We start from the raw sequence: 20,118 nt of genomic DNA on the forward strand, positions 1-20,118 counted from the left end.
GCCGAATGGATAATAACCAATCTTATCTCAAGAATAGATTTTCCAAGGTAATCAGTCTAATGGCTATAGGCTTGCTGCTTGCCATGGAGTTGACCGGTTTTGTCTCGGCAGGAAGGGAAGGAAGCGAGGAAGGTCTTGCAAGCGAAGCAGCTGCAGTTCAGGAAACGATTGCCCAGTGGATTTTTAAAGACAAAGGTGAAAACGGAATATTTCCGGCTACCGGCGGGGTATATTCAACGGCTTCATCCATTCGTGATGTAGGAACAAATACGGATGCATACACCTATGAGTCAGGTGAGAACAGCGTACGCAACCAGGGCTGGCATGAAGGAACGGGTACTAAATACTGGCTTGCCACGCTTTCGACCAAAGGCTTCGAAGGTATCGTCCTTTCTTCACAGCAAACCTCTTCAAGTACAGGACCCAGGGATTTTAAATTGCAATACAGCACGAATCAGCAGGAATGGACAGATGTTTCCGGCGGCAAAATTGTTCTTGCCCAGAACAATTTTAATTGTTCCAATAATTCCTGCAAATTAACGAATCTCGCTTTGCCTGCGGGAACAAGCAATCAAGAGTTACTCTATATTCGCTGGGTGGTAAACTCTGCGAAAAACGTAAGCGGGGGAACGGTATCCAGCTCAGGTTCAAGCAGAATCAAGGATGTGGTAATTAAAGGAACACGCAGCAGCAGCGAACCTGGGGACACTCCTACACTTGAGGTAAGCAAAACTCCCGCTTCAGGGGCTGCAGATGTCTCACTTAACGCAGAGATCACAGTGAAGTTTAATAAAGCCATCAGTCTCAACAGTGGTTATCAAGTTGTGATCACGGAAAACAATGTCCCTCTTAACAACATCTCTGCCTCGCTCCTCGGTCAAGACACAGTTAAAGTCACTCACCCTAATTTTACTGCCGGCAAAACTTACAAGGTGGCCATCCCTAAAGAGTTAGTTAACGGGATTATGGACGGCCGAACACCGGACAATGATATGATCTGGAGCTTTAAGACGAAGTCTCCGGATACCGGCAACAAAATACCAACGCTGCTGAACATGACTTTTAATGGGGACCCAAAGACAAGTATCGCCTTTGACTGGTATACGGCCGAAACCGTAAGAAGTACAGTAGTGCAAGTGGTGGAGGCCACCAATGCCGGAGGAAGCGGGTTCCCGGAACAACTGGCAACTTCTTATGAGGGTAGTTCAACAGTTATTGAAACCTTAATGACGTCAGGAGACAGAAGTTCCAAGAAGTATAAAAAGTTCGCCAGCCACAAGGTTATCGCAACCGGTCTCCAGCCTGGAACTAAGTATATGTATCGCGCTGGTAACGGTGATGCGGACGGCTGGAGCGAGGTAGGCTCTTTTACCACGGACAAGGCGGACAATCAAAATTTCCATTTCCTCTATGTAACCGACACCCAGGGCTCAAGTAAATCTAATTTCGATCTGTGGCAGGATACTTTTAAGAGAGCTATTGAGAAAACGGTAGATCCCAAGTTTGTTCTTCTTACAGGAGATCTAACGGATGACGGTGATCTGGAGCAGCTGTGGCAGTGGTTCTTGGGTGTGCCGAAAAAAGAATTTGCCAATGTGCCATTTGCGCCGATAATCGGCAACCATGAGATCGAGGATTATCCGAATAATAATTTTTATAATCATTTTAATCTTCCAAAAGATGTCGGGACTGGTGCTCATGACGGGTCGGTGTATGCTTTCGAATACGGCGATGCCCTGTTTATGCAAATCAATTCACAATACGAAGGGGAGGTCAAGCCGTACAAAGCAGATATTCAGTTCACGAAGCAATTGGAATGGATGCGGAATCAGGTGGCAAAGACCGACAAGAAGTGGAAATTTGTCTCTATGCATAAAGGAGCTTATTCTTCAGGGGATAATGCTTCGGCGGAAAGCGAACGGGTAGAATTTTATCGGAAATATCTGATTCCTGTATTTGATGAGCTGGGTGTGGATATGGTGTTTGAGGGACATGACCATATGTATATGAGGTCTTTTCAAATGCTGAACAACGTTCCGATTAAGAATGTTATTACCGATGAGCAAGGAAATGTGCTGAATCCCAAAGGGACCGTGTATCTAATGGGCAACTCTGCCGCTTCAAAATTCTATGCTCTTAATCCAGATGCAGACACGTTTTTTGCAGCAAAAAACGATCAGCCCAACAAGAAAATGTTCGTGGATGTTTCCATTACAAGCGACGTGCTGAAATTTACTTCCTACACAGCAGTTAAAGATAAACCCCTTGCCGTCTATGATGCTTACAGTATTAAACGGACTGATGTCAAACCCGGCGCAGTCGTAAATCCAAGCGCAGTAAGACAGTCATCGAATCGTGCAGTCCTTTCGTGGAAAGCGCCAGCCAATAGCTCTGAGCCGGTGCGGGGTTACCGGATTTACGAGAAGAATGATAAAGTCAGCACGAACTGGAGCGTGTATGTGCCGACGGTAAGCGGTCAGACGAGTTACAGCTATACATTAAACGGCATAGATTCTGCCAAAGACTACACTTTCGTTATTAAAGCAGTGGGGACAAGAAGTAATTCTCTTCCAGCAGAGGCAGGAATGCAATGAATGGTTAGATGCGGGGAATACGGGAAGGTAGCGATCGTACCGACGGCGGGACATGTATGGAAAGATGAGGTGCTGGAATTATTCACAGCGTTCATCATAAATTTGGATTGAAAGGCAGAGTTTCTGAGGCGTTGACGGGGCTTAGGCATCCGTTAACGTCTTTTGTACGCTTGGCGCGCTTTCGACTAAGAAGTGAAAGTCTCCAGCATACCGCGAGGGAGCGGAAATGCGTAGTGTTTAGTTCGTGAGAATAGGTGCGGAGGATGTGAGGGCAAACCCGAAACAGGCGGCATACCAAGTTGGCTGACGAAGTCGGATAACCCTACGGAGGCGGAATGTTTTTCCGTTTTCCGGCTTATTTGTATTGTGAAAAGTGTGGTTCGCGGATGAGATTCCGGGTACGTGAGAATAAAAAGTAAGGGCAGCATTGGAGTGCATTGTGCTATCACCAGTATAAAGGTGGCAGCTAAGGATTTTATCTGACTAATTGAATATACAGTTTCTAATTAAGAGGATATTTCCACTTTTTGTCGAATGTAGTCTTTAGTCCAGAAAACTATTGCTTTAGTATTCGACATATAGAAATAGGCTAAGTCAACCGTTTATACACTCAAATCACCGCTTGAGCGTCTTTCTATGTGCGTTAGGGGGCTTCCTACTTTTGGTTTTTAATCAGACGTCAGCAAGCTTTTAATTTCGTCCTATTAGCTATCTCTAATTTCGTGGTACCTCATCATACTTACTATTACCCAATTTACAGATCGTTCATAGTTACATATACACCAATATACAATACTGTTTAATTAGGAGAAAAAATCGAATATGATAAGAAATTATAAAAAATCTTTGATCGAGCCTCTGATTGGAGAGGAACTCCATATTTTCCATTCGAATGAAGATATTGACCAATTGTCTAAGAATATCGTTAAAATTATTCAAGATAAGTTACACGGGTGTTATTTGCTAGGTGGTTTTAGAGGAACGGGTAAAACCTCCTTTTTAAACCTGTGTTGTGCCAAATTCCATGAGAACGATATTATAAAAATAAACCTAGATTGTAACAAGCTTATAGAGATAGGTGATTTTCTGTTCTTTTTCATTAAAGAACTGGTAAAAATCGTTGATTCAATCCCAATATCAGAGCAATTGAAAATGGAAATTTTAAAAATACACGAACAAGTATCTTTTAAAAATATTGACAGAAAAAGTCAAATTAGTATCAATAAAGTATTGCACAACCATCTATCCGAAAATTCTCAAAATGAGAAGGCTACACTTAGCTTCACTTTATTGGACAAATTATTTAACTTAGCAACTGGGCAAGAATCATTATATAAATATAAACAAGAGGAAAACGCCTCTATTGAAAATTCGCAACTAGTTGAGTTGGAGGTGAGGAATGACGAGTTTATCTTGGTCGATAAACTGTCAGATTTATTACGGCGGTTAGTAGCTGAAAATTATCAACTGATCCTTGTAATTGACGAAATTGATAAACAAGGGGATATCTTTCTTCAAGACTTATTTTCTAGGTATAAAAATCTCTTTATAAACTCTCATTTGATTAGTTTTTTTGTTGTGGACCAAAACCAATACCAACATATTGTATTTAGTAGCGAGTTGGATGATTGTTTGAAGACTTATTTTACTAGGCTGTTTTACTTACCAACTTTTAACTTAGAAGATATACAAAACTACTTATACCGTGAATTTCAAGTCAAAAACATGTCTGAATGCTACAAAGCTGCTTATTTAACTAATGGAGTAATTAGAAAAATCAACACATTTAATTATCTTGAGGATGACTATAATAACTACACTATGCAAAAGGCTGAATTATACCATGAATTACTCAAACATCCAGAATTTATTAAATATAAATCAACTTACATTACGGATAAGTGCAAATTCATAGTTAAGGATTTTATTGAATTACTTTTTTACCGTAAAAAACTTCATATGCAACAAATTGTTGAAGTTTTTCGTGAAAAGTTCAACAATCATAATATTCCGATTTCTCCAGAAATCATATCATTATCGATCTTAGATATAATCAAAAATAATGATAATTTTAAAGTAGAAGATAGCTCAACTATAGAAGAGAGCACTATTGAGCTAGAAGCTAGTTTATCCAATCCACACTTTATTGATTATGATGAGAAAATAAACCCTAGTGAGGAATTGAGTGATTACCATAAAATTAACACTAGTATATTAAAAATCAAGTCGAATCCGATCAAAATAGTAGAGCGAGATTATCAGGGATTTGAACATTTTATTAGAATCATTGAGACAAATTTTAGAAGTGTTAAAAATATTATTTTAGTAAAGAAAATTTCAGATTTCAATGGTATCGAAGTAGATAATTACTCAGCTATATTAATTATGGAAAAACCGATCGGTCTTATAATTTATTCTGTTGAAGAATGTAGCTTTTCATATGAAGGTCCTCCTGTTGAAGAAGAATTATTAAGTTTTATGAAAAAAAAGAATATTAAGATTATTTTAATTGAAACAGATGATGAACCAATAAATAAAAATTTGCAATTCTTACTCGAACAAGCGGATAAAGTAATATATGGGGAGTTATAATGAAAACAATATTGTTAATTTCATCCGTATTAATCTGTTATGTAATTATGAAATTATTCTTTTTCGTTTTATTAAAAGCAGCAGTATTCTTCTTGTGGAGACTATCTTCCATCATCGAAGAAATAATCTTTCTACCTTCACGAGGAAAGCTAAAAAGAAAATCTCTGAGAACAAAACGTGAAATAATACGTGTACCTAATATAGTTACATATCTTAATTACAAATTATTCAATCAGTATGTTAAAACAAGTATGCGGCAAAAATTTAGTTTGAAAATAATAGATATATTCTTTATTTTGGTTGCTTTTCATTTTTGTAAAGATTTTAACCTGTTAAATGCTGTTGAAATGACAATATCAGATATTATTTCTTTTTCAAAAATTACTTTTGATTATTACAATCATTTGGATAATAAAGTCCAAAAATTGGTCGTATGTATAATATTCGCTCCTGCAATGTATGTTACTTATCTTTATCTCACCTTTAGATTATTTAGTATGGAGCGTTATCTGGTTCCTAACTTATCTCTTTTTGAAGAAATTCACAGAAAGATTATTAATAACATTAATATTATTCAAAGAGATCAAAGGAGCTTGGTTGAACAGCGAATTAAAGAAATAACGGGAGGATTCTCATATAGCTTTTCTGGAGGCACGCCCGAAATCTATGAAGATTTTGATCGTTTTAGCGGGGAAAGGGATATATCAGTAGAGTGTCTGGAGAAATTTAAAGAAGAAGACCTAAAATTCAATAAATTAAAGAAAAAATATAAAAAAAGTATAATTAAACACCCTATTTTGGATATGATGGTTAGAAAGTTAAATCTAACTGCATCAAGTATACTTCAAAGTTATAACGTAGGTATATTGTACCATGAAAAACGAGTTTTTTTAGATGAAAGCTCAAGTCACGAATTGCAGAAGTGTCGTAATTATTTTTTTGAAAATCATAATCAAATTTATAAACATAAATTCACGAACGCCAGAATAATTAGGTCAGAAGTATTGAAAAATCTGTCGTACTATGAGAATGAATTAGCTCGTACAATAAAAGCATTTGAAGAAAATTTGGAAGATTACCTTTATTGTTTGGGTGAAAATAATAAGTACTTGGAATGGAATATAAATGAAGTAGCGAGCATCATAAATGTACAACATTTTGAAGGTCATATAAAAATAATACTTATGAACATTATTTCGAGTTATCTTACAATAATTAGAAAAATTGTTGTTTAGGATATTCTATTGAAGATTTTTATTGAATAGCTTTGTTTACTTAATAAAGTTTATAGTTAAATCTGTTCTAGAGAACAAAACAGTTCTATAATATTAATTGATTTTATCCCCAATTTAAATAAAGCATCTGAATTTGATTGAAATAAAGGGTATGTCTATAAGATTTCTAATTTAAAAGCTATTTAATGTTAAGTAAATTCAATAATAGTTTTCCACAGTTTCTTCCATATACTAAACACCCAGATATTTTAATTTGACTAGCTAGCAATTGTTGAATTACCTACATTGAATGTTTAAAAATGGGTTTTATGAAATTGGGGGTAAGCTAAATTAATGAAAAACTCCAAAAGTCTTAAGCTAGTGATCCCATGAAAACTCACAAAGTACCCAATCGATTAGCCAAGGAAGAGTCACCGTATCTGCTGCAACACGCACATAATCCGGTGAAATGGTTTCCTTGGTTGGAAAAAGCTTTTGCTAAAGCTAATCAGGAGGAATAAACCTATCTTCTTAAGGCAGTGATCAAATCCGCTGATCTCGTTGTCTCATTTATTTCATTCAGTTATTTAAATGTCGTTTGTACTGAGTGTGGACGGGGATCGTTTGGAGCATGTGAGATGAAGGCATGGCAGCCCTGGCAGCAGGGCTGCTTTTTTTTCTGTATTACATAAAAAGCATTGACAGGGAAGAAGCTGGGACGTAGTATAAGACTTATATGATAATGATAATTGTTATCAATTGAAACCTCTGCGTTGAGCAGTGGTTTATTTGCTTTTCCTGTATTATAGGTTAAACCTATTACATCTATAGATATTATATCTTGGAACAATGAAGGACGGGGTGATATATTTATGTCATTCAAGAGCTTCACTTTTAGAGAAATGTACGAGGCTCTTCCAAGGACCGAACTTATGATGAGGTGAAAATGATGAGTAAAAAAACGATGTTTGAGAAAATTTGGGAAAACCACGTAATTCATCAGGAAGAAGGCAAACCAAGCATTTTGTATATCGATCTGCATCTGGTGCATGAAGTAACATCTCCACAGGCATTTGAAGGTTTGCGTCTGAGCGGCCGTAAAGTCCGTCGCCCTGAGTTGACATTCGCAACCATGGACCACAACGTTCCAACGAAGGATCGCTTCAACATTACGGATCCAATCTCCAAACAACAAATCGACACACTCTCACAAAACTGCCGTGACTTCGGCGTAAAACTATATGACCTGGATACCATCGATCAAGGTGTTGTACACGTTATGGGACCTGAACTGGGCTTGACTCATCCAGGTAAAACGATTGTATGTGGCGATAGCCACACATCCACACATGGTGCTTTTGGCGCACTCGCATTCGGGATCGGAACGAGTGAAGTAGAGCATGTTATGGCAACTCAATGTTTGCAGCAAGCCAAAGCCAAAACGATGGAAGTTCGTTTTGTCGGCAAGCGTAACCCGGGTGTAACAGCGAAAGATATGATTCTCGCAGTTATCGCCAAATACGGTACAGACTTTGCAACAGGATATGTTATCGAGTATACAGGTGAATCCATCCGTGAATTGAGCATGGAAGAGCGTATGACTGTCTGCAACATGTCCATAGAAGGCGGAGCGAGAGCGGGTATGATTGCTCCGGATGAGACAACATTTGAATATCTGCGTGGACGTGAATACGTACCTGCCGATGGCAAATTTGATGAAGCGGTTGCTGCTTGGAAAGAGCTGGTAACAGACGAAGGTGCTGAATTCGACCGAGTGGTTGAAATCGATGTGGAATCATTGATTCCGCAAGTAACTTGGGGTACTAGTCCAGGCATGGGAACCGACATTTCTTCGAAAGTTCCTGTACCGGCTGAATTGCCAACCGAAAATGAACGTAAAGCTGCTGAAAAAGCACTTGAATATATGGGCTTGGAACCTGGAACGCCAATTTCCGAAATTCCGGTTGATTATGTATTTATCGGTTCGTGCACCAATGGACGGATTGAAGATCTGCGTGCCGCTGCACAGGTAGCCAAAGGTCATACCGTATCCAGCAATGTTACAGCGATCGTTGTTCCTGGCTCGGGACGTGTTAAAATTCAGGCCGAAAAAGAAGGACTGGATAAAATCTTCACGGAGGCTGGATTTGAATGGCGTGATGCTGGATGCAGTATGTGCCTGGCCATGAACCCGGATGTATTGAAACCTGGACAACGTTGTGCTTCGACATCCAATCGTAACTTCGAAGGACGTCAGGGACGCGGAGGACGTACTCACCTCGTATCTCCTGCAATGGCTGCTGCTGCAGCGGTTAAGGGACACTTCGTTGACGTACGTGACTGGAATTTCAAAACGGAAGCAGTTATCTAACAAGGAACGGATAGAAGGGAGAGCGAATGATATGGAAGAATTCAAAACACTGCAAGGCATCGTTGCACCGGTAGACCGGGTCAATGTAGATACAGATGCAATCATTCCGAAACAATTTTTGAAACGGATCGAACGGACCGGATTTGGACAATTTTTGTTCTACGAATGGCGTTTTGACGAAGAGGGGAACAACAATCCTTCCTTCGAATTGAATAAACCTCGCTACGAAGGGGCATCCATACTGATCTCACGCGCCAACTTCGGCTGTGGATCTTCCCGGGAGCATGCGCCATGGGCGATTATGGACTATGGATTCCGTTGCGTGATTGCACCATCCTATGCCGACATTTTTTATAATAACTGTTTCAAAAATGGCATCTTGCCAATCCAACTATCGGAAGAACAGGTAGAGGATCTGTTCCAGCGTACAGCGGCTCATGAAGGTTATGAACTGAATGTGAATCTGGAAAACAAAACGATTACAGATGCACACGGATTGCATATTGATTTTGATCTGGATGAACACCGTCGTCAATTCCTGTTGCAGGGACTGGATGATATCGGCCTGACACTTCAGCATGATGATGAAATTAGAGCATATGAAGAGCGCCACGCGGCTAAATTATTCGGTTAATCGCTAAAGTGCTGTATAGCAAAAAGCTTCTGTCTCCCTAAGGAACATTGTTCCGATTGGGGCGATGGAAGCTTTTTGTTTGTACTCCAAAAGATACTTTTCAAGTCACCTATACATAAAATTCCAGATCCTTCTTGGCTGAATGCTTCAATACGTATTCCCCGTCAATGTTTTTCCGTTCTCTGGATGCAATTTTGATCCTCGTATAGTCAAGCCGCATCTCTCTGAGCACACGCTTAATCGCTTGAATCCCAAGTTTTTCATCCATGACAAAGCAGTATATATTCATGGCGTACTGAGTGACTGGGTTTGCCGTTTTGCCCATATCGTGACCGTCTACAAACCCCAGTCCCCTCCATCCCAATTCACTCGTTAGTACTTCATACGCCTTATCCTTGAGCCACAAGTCACGTTTGCTACCTGCCATGCTCTTTATTGGGTATTGGACGAGCAGCATGTACCCGTCCTGCTCGGATGCTTGTTCATAGCCCTGGCCCGTATAGCGCTTCAGAAAATCGATTTTGAATTCATCTTTATCGTCATACACACCCGGGAAATCCATTCTCTTCGTTGTACCAGAAGTACCGACTGTACCAATATGCTCTACAACCTCTATAACCTGGCTTTCTTCAATCCAGTATTCCGCATAAAGCAGCCTGCCATCTGGTTCTTTCTTATACAATGTGAGCATATAACTCCCTCCAGTAAACGGATTATTTTAACCTTCTAATCTTTCAGTGCTTCATTACTGCGATTGGGCAGCAGCATCATGAGGATGACAGAAATCATTTTTTCAGATTTCCGCATATATAGCAGCCCTTTCAGTTCCAGAATATGTATCCCATAAGGTACATTATAAAATAGAAGACTGCGAGATACATGACATCTTTGAAACGATATATATTCATATAAAAAGAAGATCACCCTCTTGAACATGATCTCCTGTTATCATCTTGTTTCCGACCAAATATGACAACGTTGTAACCGGATGAAGAGACAATATCTGATAAACTGATTAGTAGATTATGGAAGGGTAGATAGAGTTGAGTGTTGCATCACAGCGAATCAGGTCGAAGGTTCAAAAGACAAACAGAATGGTGGTATAAGTATGAAGAAATGGTCGGCAGCAGTCTTTGTTTTTCTGTTCCTGTGTTTATTTCCTATCATGGCAAATGCCGATTCGTCTCCCTCGATTGTGCTGGACGGTGTGACTATTAAGCAACAATCGGGAGCTCCGGCCGAGAACATTGGCAAGACTGTGATGGTGCCCATTCGGATTGTCTCTGAAAATCTCGGTTATCAGGTGAAGTGGGAAAAGGCCACCCAGACCGTCCGGGTTCTCAAAGGTAACAGCAGTATCGAGATGACGGCCGGTGAAGATGCAGCCACTGTGAATGGAAATCGGGTCAATCTGGACTCGCCACCTCTTGTTAAGCAGGGGACTACACTGGTTCCACTGCGGTTTGTCGGTGAGGGCATGGGTCTGCGTGTAGGGTGGGACAATGGAACCAAGACAGTTAGCCTATTTAGTATCCCTCCTGTAGCAGATACAGAAAGTGATAATGACCCAATAGAAACCTCTGAACCGGATGGCCTTGGAGAGCTTCAGAGCATTAGTTTCAGCGGAGACCGATTAATCGTTGCGACAAAGGGGGATATCACACCCAAATTGTCCAGTCTAAGTGGACCTGATCGCATTATCGTGGATCTGCCTGGTACCACATTTACCAAAGAATTCGTTCAGGGACAAGCCACCAATCCGGATGGAAGCGGAAGTGTTCAGGTTACGGATTCAGCGCTGGTATCCAAGGTCCGGTATGCAATATTCAGCAAGTCTCCTTCAACCGTGCGGGTGGTACTGGATCTGAGTCAGGTTGCGACTGCCAAATGGTCACTGGGCGAGAATAACGTTTTGCTCGTTGACCTGACAGCGAGTAACGGAGAATCGACAAGTCAGCCTGCTATCCCAACCAATGATGGAAAAAAAGTGGTGATCATTGATCCAGGACATGGGGGACGTCAGTCGGGGGCTGTCAGTGTGTCAGGCGTCTATGAGAAAGATTTTAATCTGTCTGTAGGATTAAAAGTGCAGGAGCTCTTACAACAGCATCCAGAGCTTCAGACGGTAATTACAAGGCAGGATGATACGGAGTTATCCCTGCAGCAACGTGTAGATATCGCCCAACTGAATCAAGCGGATATTTTTGTATCCATTCATGCAAACAAGTTTACAACCCCGGTTCCCAATGGAATAGAAACATTATACAGTCGCACGGAAAGCAAAACTCTTGCTGATATATTACACAAACATGTTTTGCCTATTACAGGATTCAAGGATCGGGGCGTCAAAACAGCAAGTCTGCATGTAACCCGGGAAACAACGATGCCTGCAGTTCTGCTTGAACTCGGATTTCTCAGTAATCCTTCCGATGAAGCGATCATGCTTACTGAGGATTATCAGAACAAATGTGCACAGGCCATTGTCGAAGGAATCGTAGAATATTTGAATTTATAAGCTGTTTATGCGCAAATACGCAGGTTAGGATAGTTCGTTGTTTAGAGATGTATATTTGATAATAAAGGAAAAATACAGACAATAAAGTGTAAAAAAAGCTTGATTTGACAACGTTTTTTTTCTGTTATGTTGGAATATATTCGCAACTTTTGAGAGGGAGGGACGTCTAATAGGTGTCTGGTAATGCCTCAGTGGTCAGTCGGAGCTGAAGTTCACAACATGCGGCAAAAAAATATGAGAATGGTAGGGGTGAAGGATGAAGAAGTTCGGTTTTTTGGTACTGTTATTTGTCTTTGGGCTCGTTTTCCCGGGCTATAGTCATGCAGCAGCAGATACGCACATTATCCTAGATGGGAAAGAGATTGTGCAGCCTTCGGATGCCAAAGCGGAAATCATCAACAGCAAAGTGATGGTTCCGATTCGGGTGATTTCGGAGAACCTGGGATATGGTGTGGACTGGAAACAGGCAACAAGCACCGTGACTATTAGTAAAGACAACACTGCCATGCAGATGATTGTAGGACAGAAGACGGCAACGGTGAACGGCAGTAACGTGAACCTGGATGCCCCACCACTCGTAAAAAATGGTACCACACTTGTGCCTCTTCGGTTCATTGGTGAGCAAATGGGTCTTAAGGTGGGTTGGAACAATACAACGAAGACGGTAACATTAGTTACCCAGAATTCAGGTTCCGGAAACGGGACAACCACTCCTCCGAACTCGGGCAATGATAGCGGAGGTTCCGATCAGGAGGGTCTTGTACTGGTGAACGGCATCAGCTTCAGCGACAACCGCTTCTTGATTGCAACAAGCGGAAGTACGAAGCCGAACGTCTTCACGATGACAGGACCGGATCGAATCGTTATTGACTTGCCGAATACTGCATTCGCCGATTCTTTCAGTGAGGGACAAGCTCTTGATAGCAACCAGAATGGACAGCTTGTTGTGAGTGGATATCCGAATGTGTCGAAGATTCGTTATTCCTTATACAGCAATAGTCCTTCGACTATTCGTTTTGTAATTGATTTGAGCAGTGCCAAGGGTTATGACGTGCAAAGTGACTCCGGTCTCGTTATGATTGATCTGAACAAAGAAGGCACGACAACACCACAACCTCCAGTAGGAAACAATGGTAAAAAGGTGGTTGTTGTAGATGCTGGACACGGGGATCATGACCCAGGAGCCATTGGGGTAACGGGCAAAAGGGAGAAAGACTTCAATCTGTCAATGGCGCTGAAAGTTGAAGCATTGCTGAAAAAAGAATCCAACATTGACGTTGTGCTGACGCGCAGCGATGATACATTTCTGGCTTTGAAAGAACGTGTGAAGATCGCAGAAAGCTTGAAGGCTGACATCTTTATCTCCATTCATGCAAACAGTGGATCTGCTGCGGCAAATGGTGTGGAGACATATTACACCCGTTCGAACAGCAAGGCATTGGCTGCGGTAATGCATAAGTACCTTTTGCAATCATCTGGTCTGAAGGACCGGGGAGTGAAAACGGCGAGTCTCCACGTAACCCGTGAAACAACGATGCCGGCAGTTTTGCTGGAAGCCGGTTTCCTGAGCAATAAGAGTGATGAAGCCGCATTGTTCACTGAAAGCTTCCAGAACAGTGTAGCCAAAGGGATTGTTGCTGGAATCAAGGAGTATCTGGGAATTAAATAAGGGTTTCGGCCCTTATGATCAGGAGGCGGAGTTAGAATGAACAAAAAATTATGGATTGCAGCGCTGTTGGTAACGGTTATGGCAGTTGCTGCTGGATGTGGAAGCAAGCCAACAGCAGCTCCATCTCCAAGTCAGACTCAAGGTGCGGGAACAGAGAATAATGCGTCTGAAGAACAGAACGAGACGGATGTTACTGAACCTGTTACCGTGGACCCGGAAGAAACAACTACGACTACGGGTACCAACGAAGGCAGTACGGAGGGGACGACGACTCCACCGGGTGGAACTTCTTCGGAAAAGCCTGAAACTTCCGAAAGCAATGAGAAGAAGAGCATTGATGTGTACTATACAGATCTAGAAGAGCTGGAATTGCACAAAGCAACGGCAGAAATTTCTTACGCTTCGGATGATGCCAAATACAAGGCTGCATTTGCAGCACTGCAACAAAGCAAGGACGATAAACTCGTTCCTCTTTGGGCAAAAGAAATTGAATTGAAATCAGTTCAGTTCAAAGACGGGGCACTTACACTGGATATCCACATGCCGGATACAGCACGTCTTGGTGCAGGAGGCGAAGTGTTCGCCATTGATGCTTTGAAACAAACGTTTTTCCAGTTTGATGAAGTCAAATCGCTTGATCTGCTGGTGGACGGTCAGCCATCTGAGAGTTTGATGGGCCATGTGGATCTTGAACATCCAATGACACGATCCGAATAGGTTGTACAGCATATTGCTATACCGTGAATCTGCGGAATATCGGCCGTTTTACATGAGAGAGGGGAATCACAGGTGACTTTTAAATATAACAATTCATCACACTCTAAAAAAGTAGTTTCAGCCGTGCTTGCAGGCATGATGGCCCTTAGCGCCGGCGGAGCTGCCATGGCAGCAGAATCAACAGGAACGGGGCAAGGCCAGACTGCAACTGGAAGCAATACAGCTGCACCAACCGGTTTGTTCAGTGATATCAAGGTCGGATACTGGGCTGAGAAACATGTGTACAAACTGGCCTATCAAGGCATTCTTCTCGGTAACAACGGTCTGTTTCGTCCAGGAGACCCGGTAACGCAGCAGGAAGCTGTGACAATGGCGATCCGGTTTATGAACAAGGAGAACCAGTTGAACGACAGTACGGCTACGGCATTACCGACAAATATGGAAGTGGGAAACTATTTCAAGCCATATGTCGCTTTGGCGCTTCAACTGGGTCTGATTAATAAAACCGAAGAATCCACAGTAGATGTGTCCAAAACGTCCTGGGGACAGAAACCGGCATCACGTGAATGGATTACCAAACTGTTAATCCGTTCGTTGAACAAAGATGCTGAAGCAAAGGCACAAAACAATCAATCTACTGGGTTTGCTGATAATGATAGCATCTCCGAAAGTGGCAAAGGTTATGTCAATCTGGCAGTTAGCCTGGATCTGGCCAAGGGTGTAGAAGACAACAAATTTAATCCAACCGGCTCTGTAACTCGTGCCCAACTCGCTACATTCTTTAGTCGTGGCGAAACGTTAACGGACACGAAGTATGCGAACACATCCACAGGTTATGTAACAGGATTAAAAGATGGGCAGATTACGCTTGTTGTGGACGGAAAAACTGTCAACTTCGCTGTAAACAGCAGTACGCCTTACTTTACAAAAGATAGTGAATCCCGTGCATCATCTGCGGATGTGAAGCTGTATACAAAAGTTCAGGTTGTCGGTACTACCGGTACAGCTTCCTATGTAGAAGTGGTTGATGCTACACCGCAGGTGGAAAGCGTTGAAGGTACCTTTGCTCGTGCGTTATCAGGTAATAAAATTGGCTTGTTTGTAGGCGAGAACTATGAAACGTACAGCTATGATGAGGCGACCGCATTTATCGATCAGAACGGAAACGCGATTAAACTGTCTGATATTACAACAGACAGCACCATTGAAGTACAGCGTGAGACGTTCTCGGCGGACAAAAAGACAGTCGTTATTCGTGTGAAGTCCGGTATTGTGAACAAAAGTGATAGTGGTGTCGTTGCTGAAGTAACGACTTCTGCCAAAACGATTAAGCTTACCAATGCAGCCGGAACTACAGAGCAATACACCTATAATGATAATCTGATCATTCGCTACCAGGACCGAATCCTTTCTCTGGCTGAGCTCAAAGCGGGAAGTGCAGTGAAATATACGGTGAAAGACAGCATCCTGCAAACGATCGAATTGTCGCAAGGTGTGGAGCAGTCTTTACGCGGTACACTGGTGGAGATCGGTGGTAACCAATCCACACTGACGTTTAAACGTGAAGGTGGATCGCTGGAAGCGAAGCTGCTGGCAGAAAAGCCGGAAGTGATCATTAACGGAATCCAGGATGCAACGCTAAGTGATCTGATTACAGACGCAACCAATGGAGATCAGGTCGAGCTTACGTTAAACTCTGAAGATCGCGTGACGCGCATTCAAGTGATTGGACGTCAGATGGAGCCGATGAACGGCGTATCCGTTGTATCTTACAATAGTAAAACTAAATTGCTGACGGTACTGGACAGCAACAAAAAACCGTTTGTGTTCACACTGGATGACAAAACGAAGCTGGACTATAACACAACGAAGCCTACACTTGCTGGATTGGAATCGTTATTGAATGACGGTCGCAAATTGGATCTGACGTATGTCGGAACACGTGCGCTATCCGTTAAAGTGATTTACAAGTACGAAGGCACAATCAGCAGTATTGATACAGCAGGTAGAAAAATCAGTTTGTTGTCCGGAAACCAGACGATTACAGTGCCTTACTCCACCGTTCCAACGATTGAGATTTACAATAAGTCAGGAGCAAGTCTAAGTGATCTGAAGATCGGTGATAAAGTCACAGTTACACTGGGTTCAAACCAGGACTACGTTCAGAAAGTGGCGTTGAACACGATGGCACAATTTGAAGTTGTGTCTGTAGAAACCAATGGTCGTGTTCGTGTGAAATCGGATGCGCTGACAAGTCAGTTCTACTTCGATCAAGCGGTTCTGACGGGGGAAACTGGCCAGACGATTACGGCATCACAGATGACAGCAGGCAATCTGATTAATGTTACATTTGAGGGAACTACGCCTAAAGCGGTTCAAGTGGTCAAACGTACGCTGGCAGAGGTTACATCTGTTGATGCTTCGTCAGTTACACTGAAGCTATTTAACGGTCAAAGCGAGACGGTTCCGGTTAGTGGTGCAGTAAAAGTGGTCAAATCGGGATCTACGTTAACCACGCTCACCAGTCTTACCGTAGGTGACCGTGTTGAGATGACGAAAGATACCGATAATTCCACCCGTTTCAGAGTGTTGACGGTCATGCGCAAACAGTTCTGGTCTTATGATGGAGTTGGTAACCAGATTTTGGTTAAACGTGAGTCTACATCGGACACGAATTATCGTTTTGCACTGGGTACAGGCGCATTTGTTCACCAGGGTGACAACACTTTAAGCGTGCAATCTCTCAAAGATAATGATAATATTGTATTGTATCTCCTGAACAACGTTGTACTGGAGATCCAAAAACAGTAATCGTTTCTTTTCGAGGATCAAAAGAATGACCGTCTTGATGCGGGATCTTTCCCGTATCAGGACGTTTTTTTTGCAAGATTTTTGGGTTCTCCGCAAAGTACTCGAAAGAAGCTTCGAAGTAAGGCTCCACGGCGTGGAGTTATTTTGTGGGAGGTAGCTCTTCATGAATGCAGCGACTGTTAGGCATATACTAGAGACGATGGAAGCGATGTTTCCTGATGCACATTGCGAATTAAATCACAGCAATGCGTTTGAATTGACGGTAGCCGTTCTCTTGTCTGCCCAGTGCACCGACGAAACGGTGAACAAGGTAACCGCAGACTTGTTCCAAAAATACAAGAGCCCAGCCGATTATCTGGCGGTTCCTCTCGAGGAGTTGGAACAGGATATCCGGCGAATCGGTTTGTATCGAAACAAGGCCAAGCATATTCAGAACATGTGCCGAATTTTAATAGAGCAATATGGCGGAGATGTACCACAGGAACATGATCAGCTTGTTACGCTTCCTGGTGTCGGACGGAAAACGGCAAATGTAGTCGTGTCGAATGCATTTGGAGTTCCGGCGATTGCGGTGGATACGCATGTTGAACGTGTATCCAAAAGGTTGGCACTGGCAGGTTGGGATGACTCCGTTCTTGAAGTCGAGAAAAAACTGATGAAGCGCGTACCCCGGGATGAGTGGACTTTAACTCATCACCGGTTCATATTTTTTGGACGCTACCATTGCAAGGCACAGAACCCTCAATGTCATATCTGTCCATTGCTGGACATATGCAGGGAAGGGAAAAAACGTATGAAAACGTCCCAAATCAGGAAAGATAAGGAACGTGCAACAACCCCAAAACGAAAAATAAATTAATGAGCAGAAGAGGATGAGTAATCATGAAATGCATTTCCGTGTACACTGACAATTTTGAGGCCTTCTCCGATATTTTTGAACAAATCGTTGAACAGGAAATGGCTGAAAACGAAGAAAAAGAAGTAGAAGGCATCACAGTAAGTCATTCTGGTGATGTGCCTGAACATTATTTGGAGCGTATGTCTGTTAAACCAGAGGTTGTTGTGATGAGAGACAAAGGTCGTGACATTACGATTTTGCAGCATGGGCAAGTATTTGAAATTTTGCTGCCTTCAATGGAGAATGCTGTTTCTTAACAGATTTAAAAAAGGAGTCATGCTGCTTCAAGTCCATAGGATTACCTTGGAAAGGATCTATCCCATTGGGCATGGATGCAGCATGCTTATGAATACCATCATTTTACAGATAAAACCGACAGGATCGGTTTTATTTTTTTATGTGGAGAATGGCTTGTGAGTTTTCGTTGTCAGCCATCTTGTTATTCTAACCGTTCAATTTCAAACTTGATCATGGTAAAATAAATGAATTATAAAATAAAGACATCGGAACAGATGTCAAATTAGAGGAGCCAGGGGGAAGGCAGTCATGTCCAGAACAGATTACCCAGCAGAGATGGCCAAACCTCTGCTTCCACTGCGAGAAGCGATGGAGCAGACAGGGGACCATACAGCTGTACAGGCTTTAACGGATTTGATCAATAAGGCGGAAATGAAACAGTTAACGATTGCATTTTGTGGACATTTCTCAGCAGGCAAATCGAGTCTAATCAACAGTTTATGCGGTAAGCAGGTTTTGCCTTCAAGTCCAGTACCTACAAGTGCGAATGTGGTTTCCATCCGTAATGGTGAGCCCAGAGCACTTATTTACACATCATCTAACGTAAGCGCTGACAATTCAACGGGAACGCTTGAGGTGTCCCCGGAGCAGTTGGAAGAGTATTGCAAGAACGGTGGGGCCTACACATCCATTGAAGTATGGGATGATATCCCTCTGCTCAAAGATGATGCGGTGCTACTTGATACACCAGGCGTGGACTCGACCGATCAGGGGCACAGCCTGGCAACACATTCAGCACTTCATCTTGCTGATGTGGTGTTCTATGTGATGGATTACAACCATGTGCAATCCGAGAGCAATCTTTCTTTTGCCAAGAGTTTATCCGATTGGGGAAAACCCTTGTTTCTTATTGTGAACCAAATAGATAAACATCGGGAGCGTGAGCTTTCGTTTGATCAATATGTCGAAGGGGTAGAAGCGATTTTTACAGCATGGGAAGTCAGATATGACGGGCTGTTGTTTACTTCGCTTCGAGATAAGGAGCATCGTTACAGCCAGTGGAATCAACTTCCTGAACTCATTAAGCATATGATTCAAGAAAAGGAAGGATTAATCCGGCACAGTCTGGCGAGTTCGGCCAACCATGTTACAGAGCAGCACCTAACACGGAATGCCGAGGAACGTGAGGAGCAGGAAGCTGCGCTTCTGGAGGAAGTTGGGGGCAAGGAAGGCATGGAACGGCTGGAACGGGAACTGGAGCTCCTGGATCAACAGGAAACGCAGCTCCGTTCCAAGCCTTCACGTGAACGGGAGAAGTTTCGCGCAGAACTTGAGCCTCTTCTGGCGAATGCAAATCTGACCCCGGCTGATATTCGCACTTCTGCCGCGGCCTATTTGGAGAGCCGAAAACCTGGATTTCGGGTGGGATTATTGTTCTCCGGCGGTAAAACTGAGCAGGAGAAACAGCGTCGTGCGGCTGAGCTTGTGAGACTTTTGCAGGATCAGTCCTCCGGGCAAGTGGAGGTGCATATTCGCACGATGATCCGACAGCTGGGCGAATCCCATCAGCTGTGGAGTGAAGCGTGGGAGCAGGCACTGAACACCGAGCTTCCTGTGGTGGATGAAGCACTGCTGGAGATGAAACGGAGTGCCAGCGCAGAGGTGTCTCCCGAGTATGTACTTCAATTCAGCAAGGAGGTGCGGGGCGAGATTGAGGCTCGCTACCGCAGGGCGGCCATGATGCTGGCCGACCGCTTGCTTGAAGCGCTGGGCGCGCAGGGCGAAGCCGCGCTTCAGGCGCTGGACGCCAGCCGCGCAGCGCTGCTGGCGCAATCCGCGTCGGCGGCGCGCTATACGGCGCTGCAG

General features: G+C 42.9%; 14 protein-coding genes. 13 read left to right on the plus strand and 1 reads right to left on the minus strand.

Features of this window, described 5'->3' with window-relative positions; all coding sequences use genetic code 11:
- The first annotated feature begins 5 nt into the window (after window positions 1-5).
- The 6 genes from PPA03S_RS26220 (at window position 6) to leuD (ending at window position 9,405) form a co-directional block, all read left to right on the plus strand.
- Window positions 6-2,594 (plus strand): metallophosphoesterase, encoded by a 2,589-nt coding sequence (locus PPA03S_RS26220; protein ID WP_062327589.1) that lies wholly within the window; start codon window positions 6-8, stop codon window positions 2,592-2,594.
- A gap of 822 nt (window positions 2,595-3,416) precedes the next feature.
- Complete coding sequence (locus tag PPA03S_RS26225; protein ID WP_062327592.1) at window positions 3,417-5,186, plus strand: P-loop NTPase fold protein; 1,770 nt, start codon at window positions 3,417-3,419, stop codon at window positions 5,184-5,186.
- Complete coding sequence (locus tag PPA03S_RS26230) at window positions 5,186-6,421, plus strand: hypothetical protein (RefSeq protein WP_062327595.1); 1,236 nt, start codon at window positions 5,186-5,188, stop codon at window positions 6,419-6,421. Before PPA03S_RS26225 ends, PPA03S_RS26230 begins: the two co-directional genes overlap by 1 nt.
- A gap of 368 nt (window positions 6,422-6,789) precedes the next feature.
- Complete coding sequence (locus tag PPA03S_RS32555) at window positions 6,790-6,921, plus strand: DUF255 domain-containing protein (protein WP_082704323.1); 132 nt, start codon at window positions 6,790-6,792, stop codon at window positions 6,919-6,921.
- A gap of 428 nt (window positions 6,922-7,349) precedes the next feature.
- Window positions 7,350-8,771, plus strand: coding sequence for a 3-isopropylmalate dehydratase large subunit (gene leuC / locus PPA03S_RS26235; RefSeq protein WP_062327598.1), 1,422 nt, complete (start codon window positions 7,350-7,352; stop codon window positions 8,769-8,771).
- A 31-nt stretch (window positions 8,772-8,802) separates the two neighbouring features.
- Complete coding sequence (gene leuD / locus PPA03S_RS26240; protein WP_062327601.1) at window positions 8,803-9,405, plus strand: 3-isopropylmalate dehydratase small subunit; 603 nt, start codon at window positions 8,803-8,805, stop codon at window positions 9,403-9,405.
- Window positions 9,406-9,514: 109 nt separating this feature from the next.
- Here leuD and PPA03S_RS34075 read toward each other — a convergent pair whose 3' ends face one another.
- Window positions 9,515-10,096, minus strand: coding sequence for a hypothetical protein (locus PPA03S_RS34075; RefSeq protein ID WP_245683738.1), 582 nt, complete (start codon window positions 10,094-10,096; stop codon window positions 9,515-9,517).
- Window positions 10,097-10,513: 417 nt separating this feature from the next.
- Between PPA03S_RS34075 and PPA03S_RS26255 the strand changes: the two genes are divergently transcribed.
- The 7 genes from PPA03S_RS26255 to PPA03S_RS26285 form a co-directional block, all read left to right on the plus strand.
- Window positions 10,514-11,920, plus strand: coding sequence for an N-acetylmuramoyl-L-alanine amidase family protein (locus PPA03S_RS26255; RefSeq protein WP_062327608.1), 1,407 nt, complete (start codon window positions 10,514-10,516; stop codon window positions 11,918-11,920).
- Between the two features lie 256 nt (window positions 11,921-12,176).
- Window positions 12,177-13,589: an N-acetylmuramoyl-L-alanine amidase family protein gene (locus PPA03S_RS26260; protein WP_062327610.1), complete on the plus strand. Its 1,413-nt coding sequence runs from the start codon at window positions 12,177-12,179 to the stop codon at window positions 13,587-13,589.
- Between the two features lie 36 nt (window positions 13,590-13,625).
- A complete protein-coding gene (locus PPA03S_RS26265) occupies window positions 13,626-14,306 on the plus strand; it encodes a GerMN domain-containing protein (RefSeq protein ID WP_062327613.1) in 681 nt (226 codons plus the stop codon).
- Between the two features lie 72 nt (window positions 14,307-14,378).
- Complete coding sequence (locus tag PPA03S_RS26270; protein WP_062327616.1) at window positions 14,379-17,117, plus strand: S-layer homology domain-containing protein; 2,739 nt, start codon at window positions 14,379-14,381, stop codon at window positions 17,115-17,117.
- 163 nt (window positions 17,118-17,280) lie between these two features.
- Window positions 17,281-17,976: an endonuclease III gene (gene nth, locus PPA03S_RS26275; RefSeq protein WP_062327618.1), complete on the plus strand. Its 696-nt coding sequence runs from the start codon at window positions 17,281-17,283 to the stop codon at window positions 17,974-17,976.
- A gap of 23 nt (window positions 17,977-17,999) precedes the next feature.
- A complete protein-coding gene (locus tag PPA03S_RS26280) occupies window positions 18,000-18,272 on the plus strand; it encodes a hypothetical protein (protein WP_017687779.1) in 273 nt (90 codons plus the stop codon).
- A gap of 289 nt (window positions 18,273-18,561) precedes the next feature.
- On the plus strand, window positions 18,562-20,118 hold a 1,557-nt coding region (locus PPA03S_RS26285), incomplete at its 3' end, for a dynamin family protein (protein WP_174532161.1).

Origin of the sequence: Paenibacillus pabuli NBRC 13638 (assembly GCF_001514495.1) — a bacterium.
Taxonomy (GTDB): domain Bacteria; phylum Bacillota; class Bacilli; order Paenibacillales; family Paenibacillaceae; genus Paenibacillus; species Paenibacillus pabuli.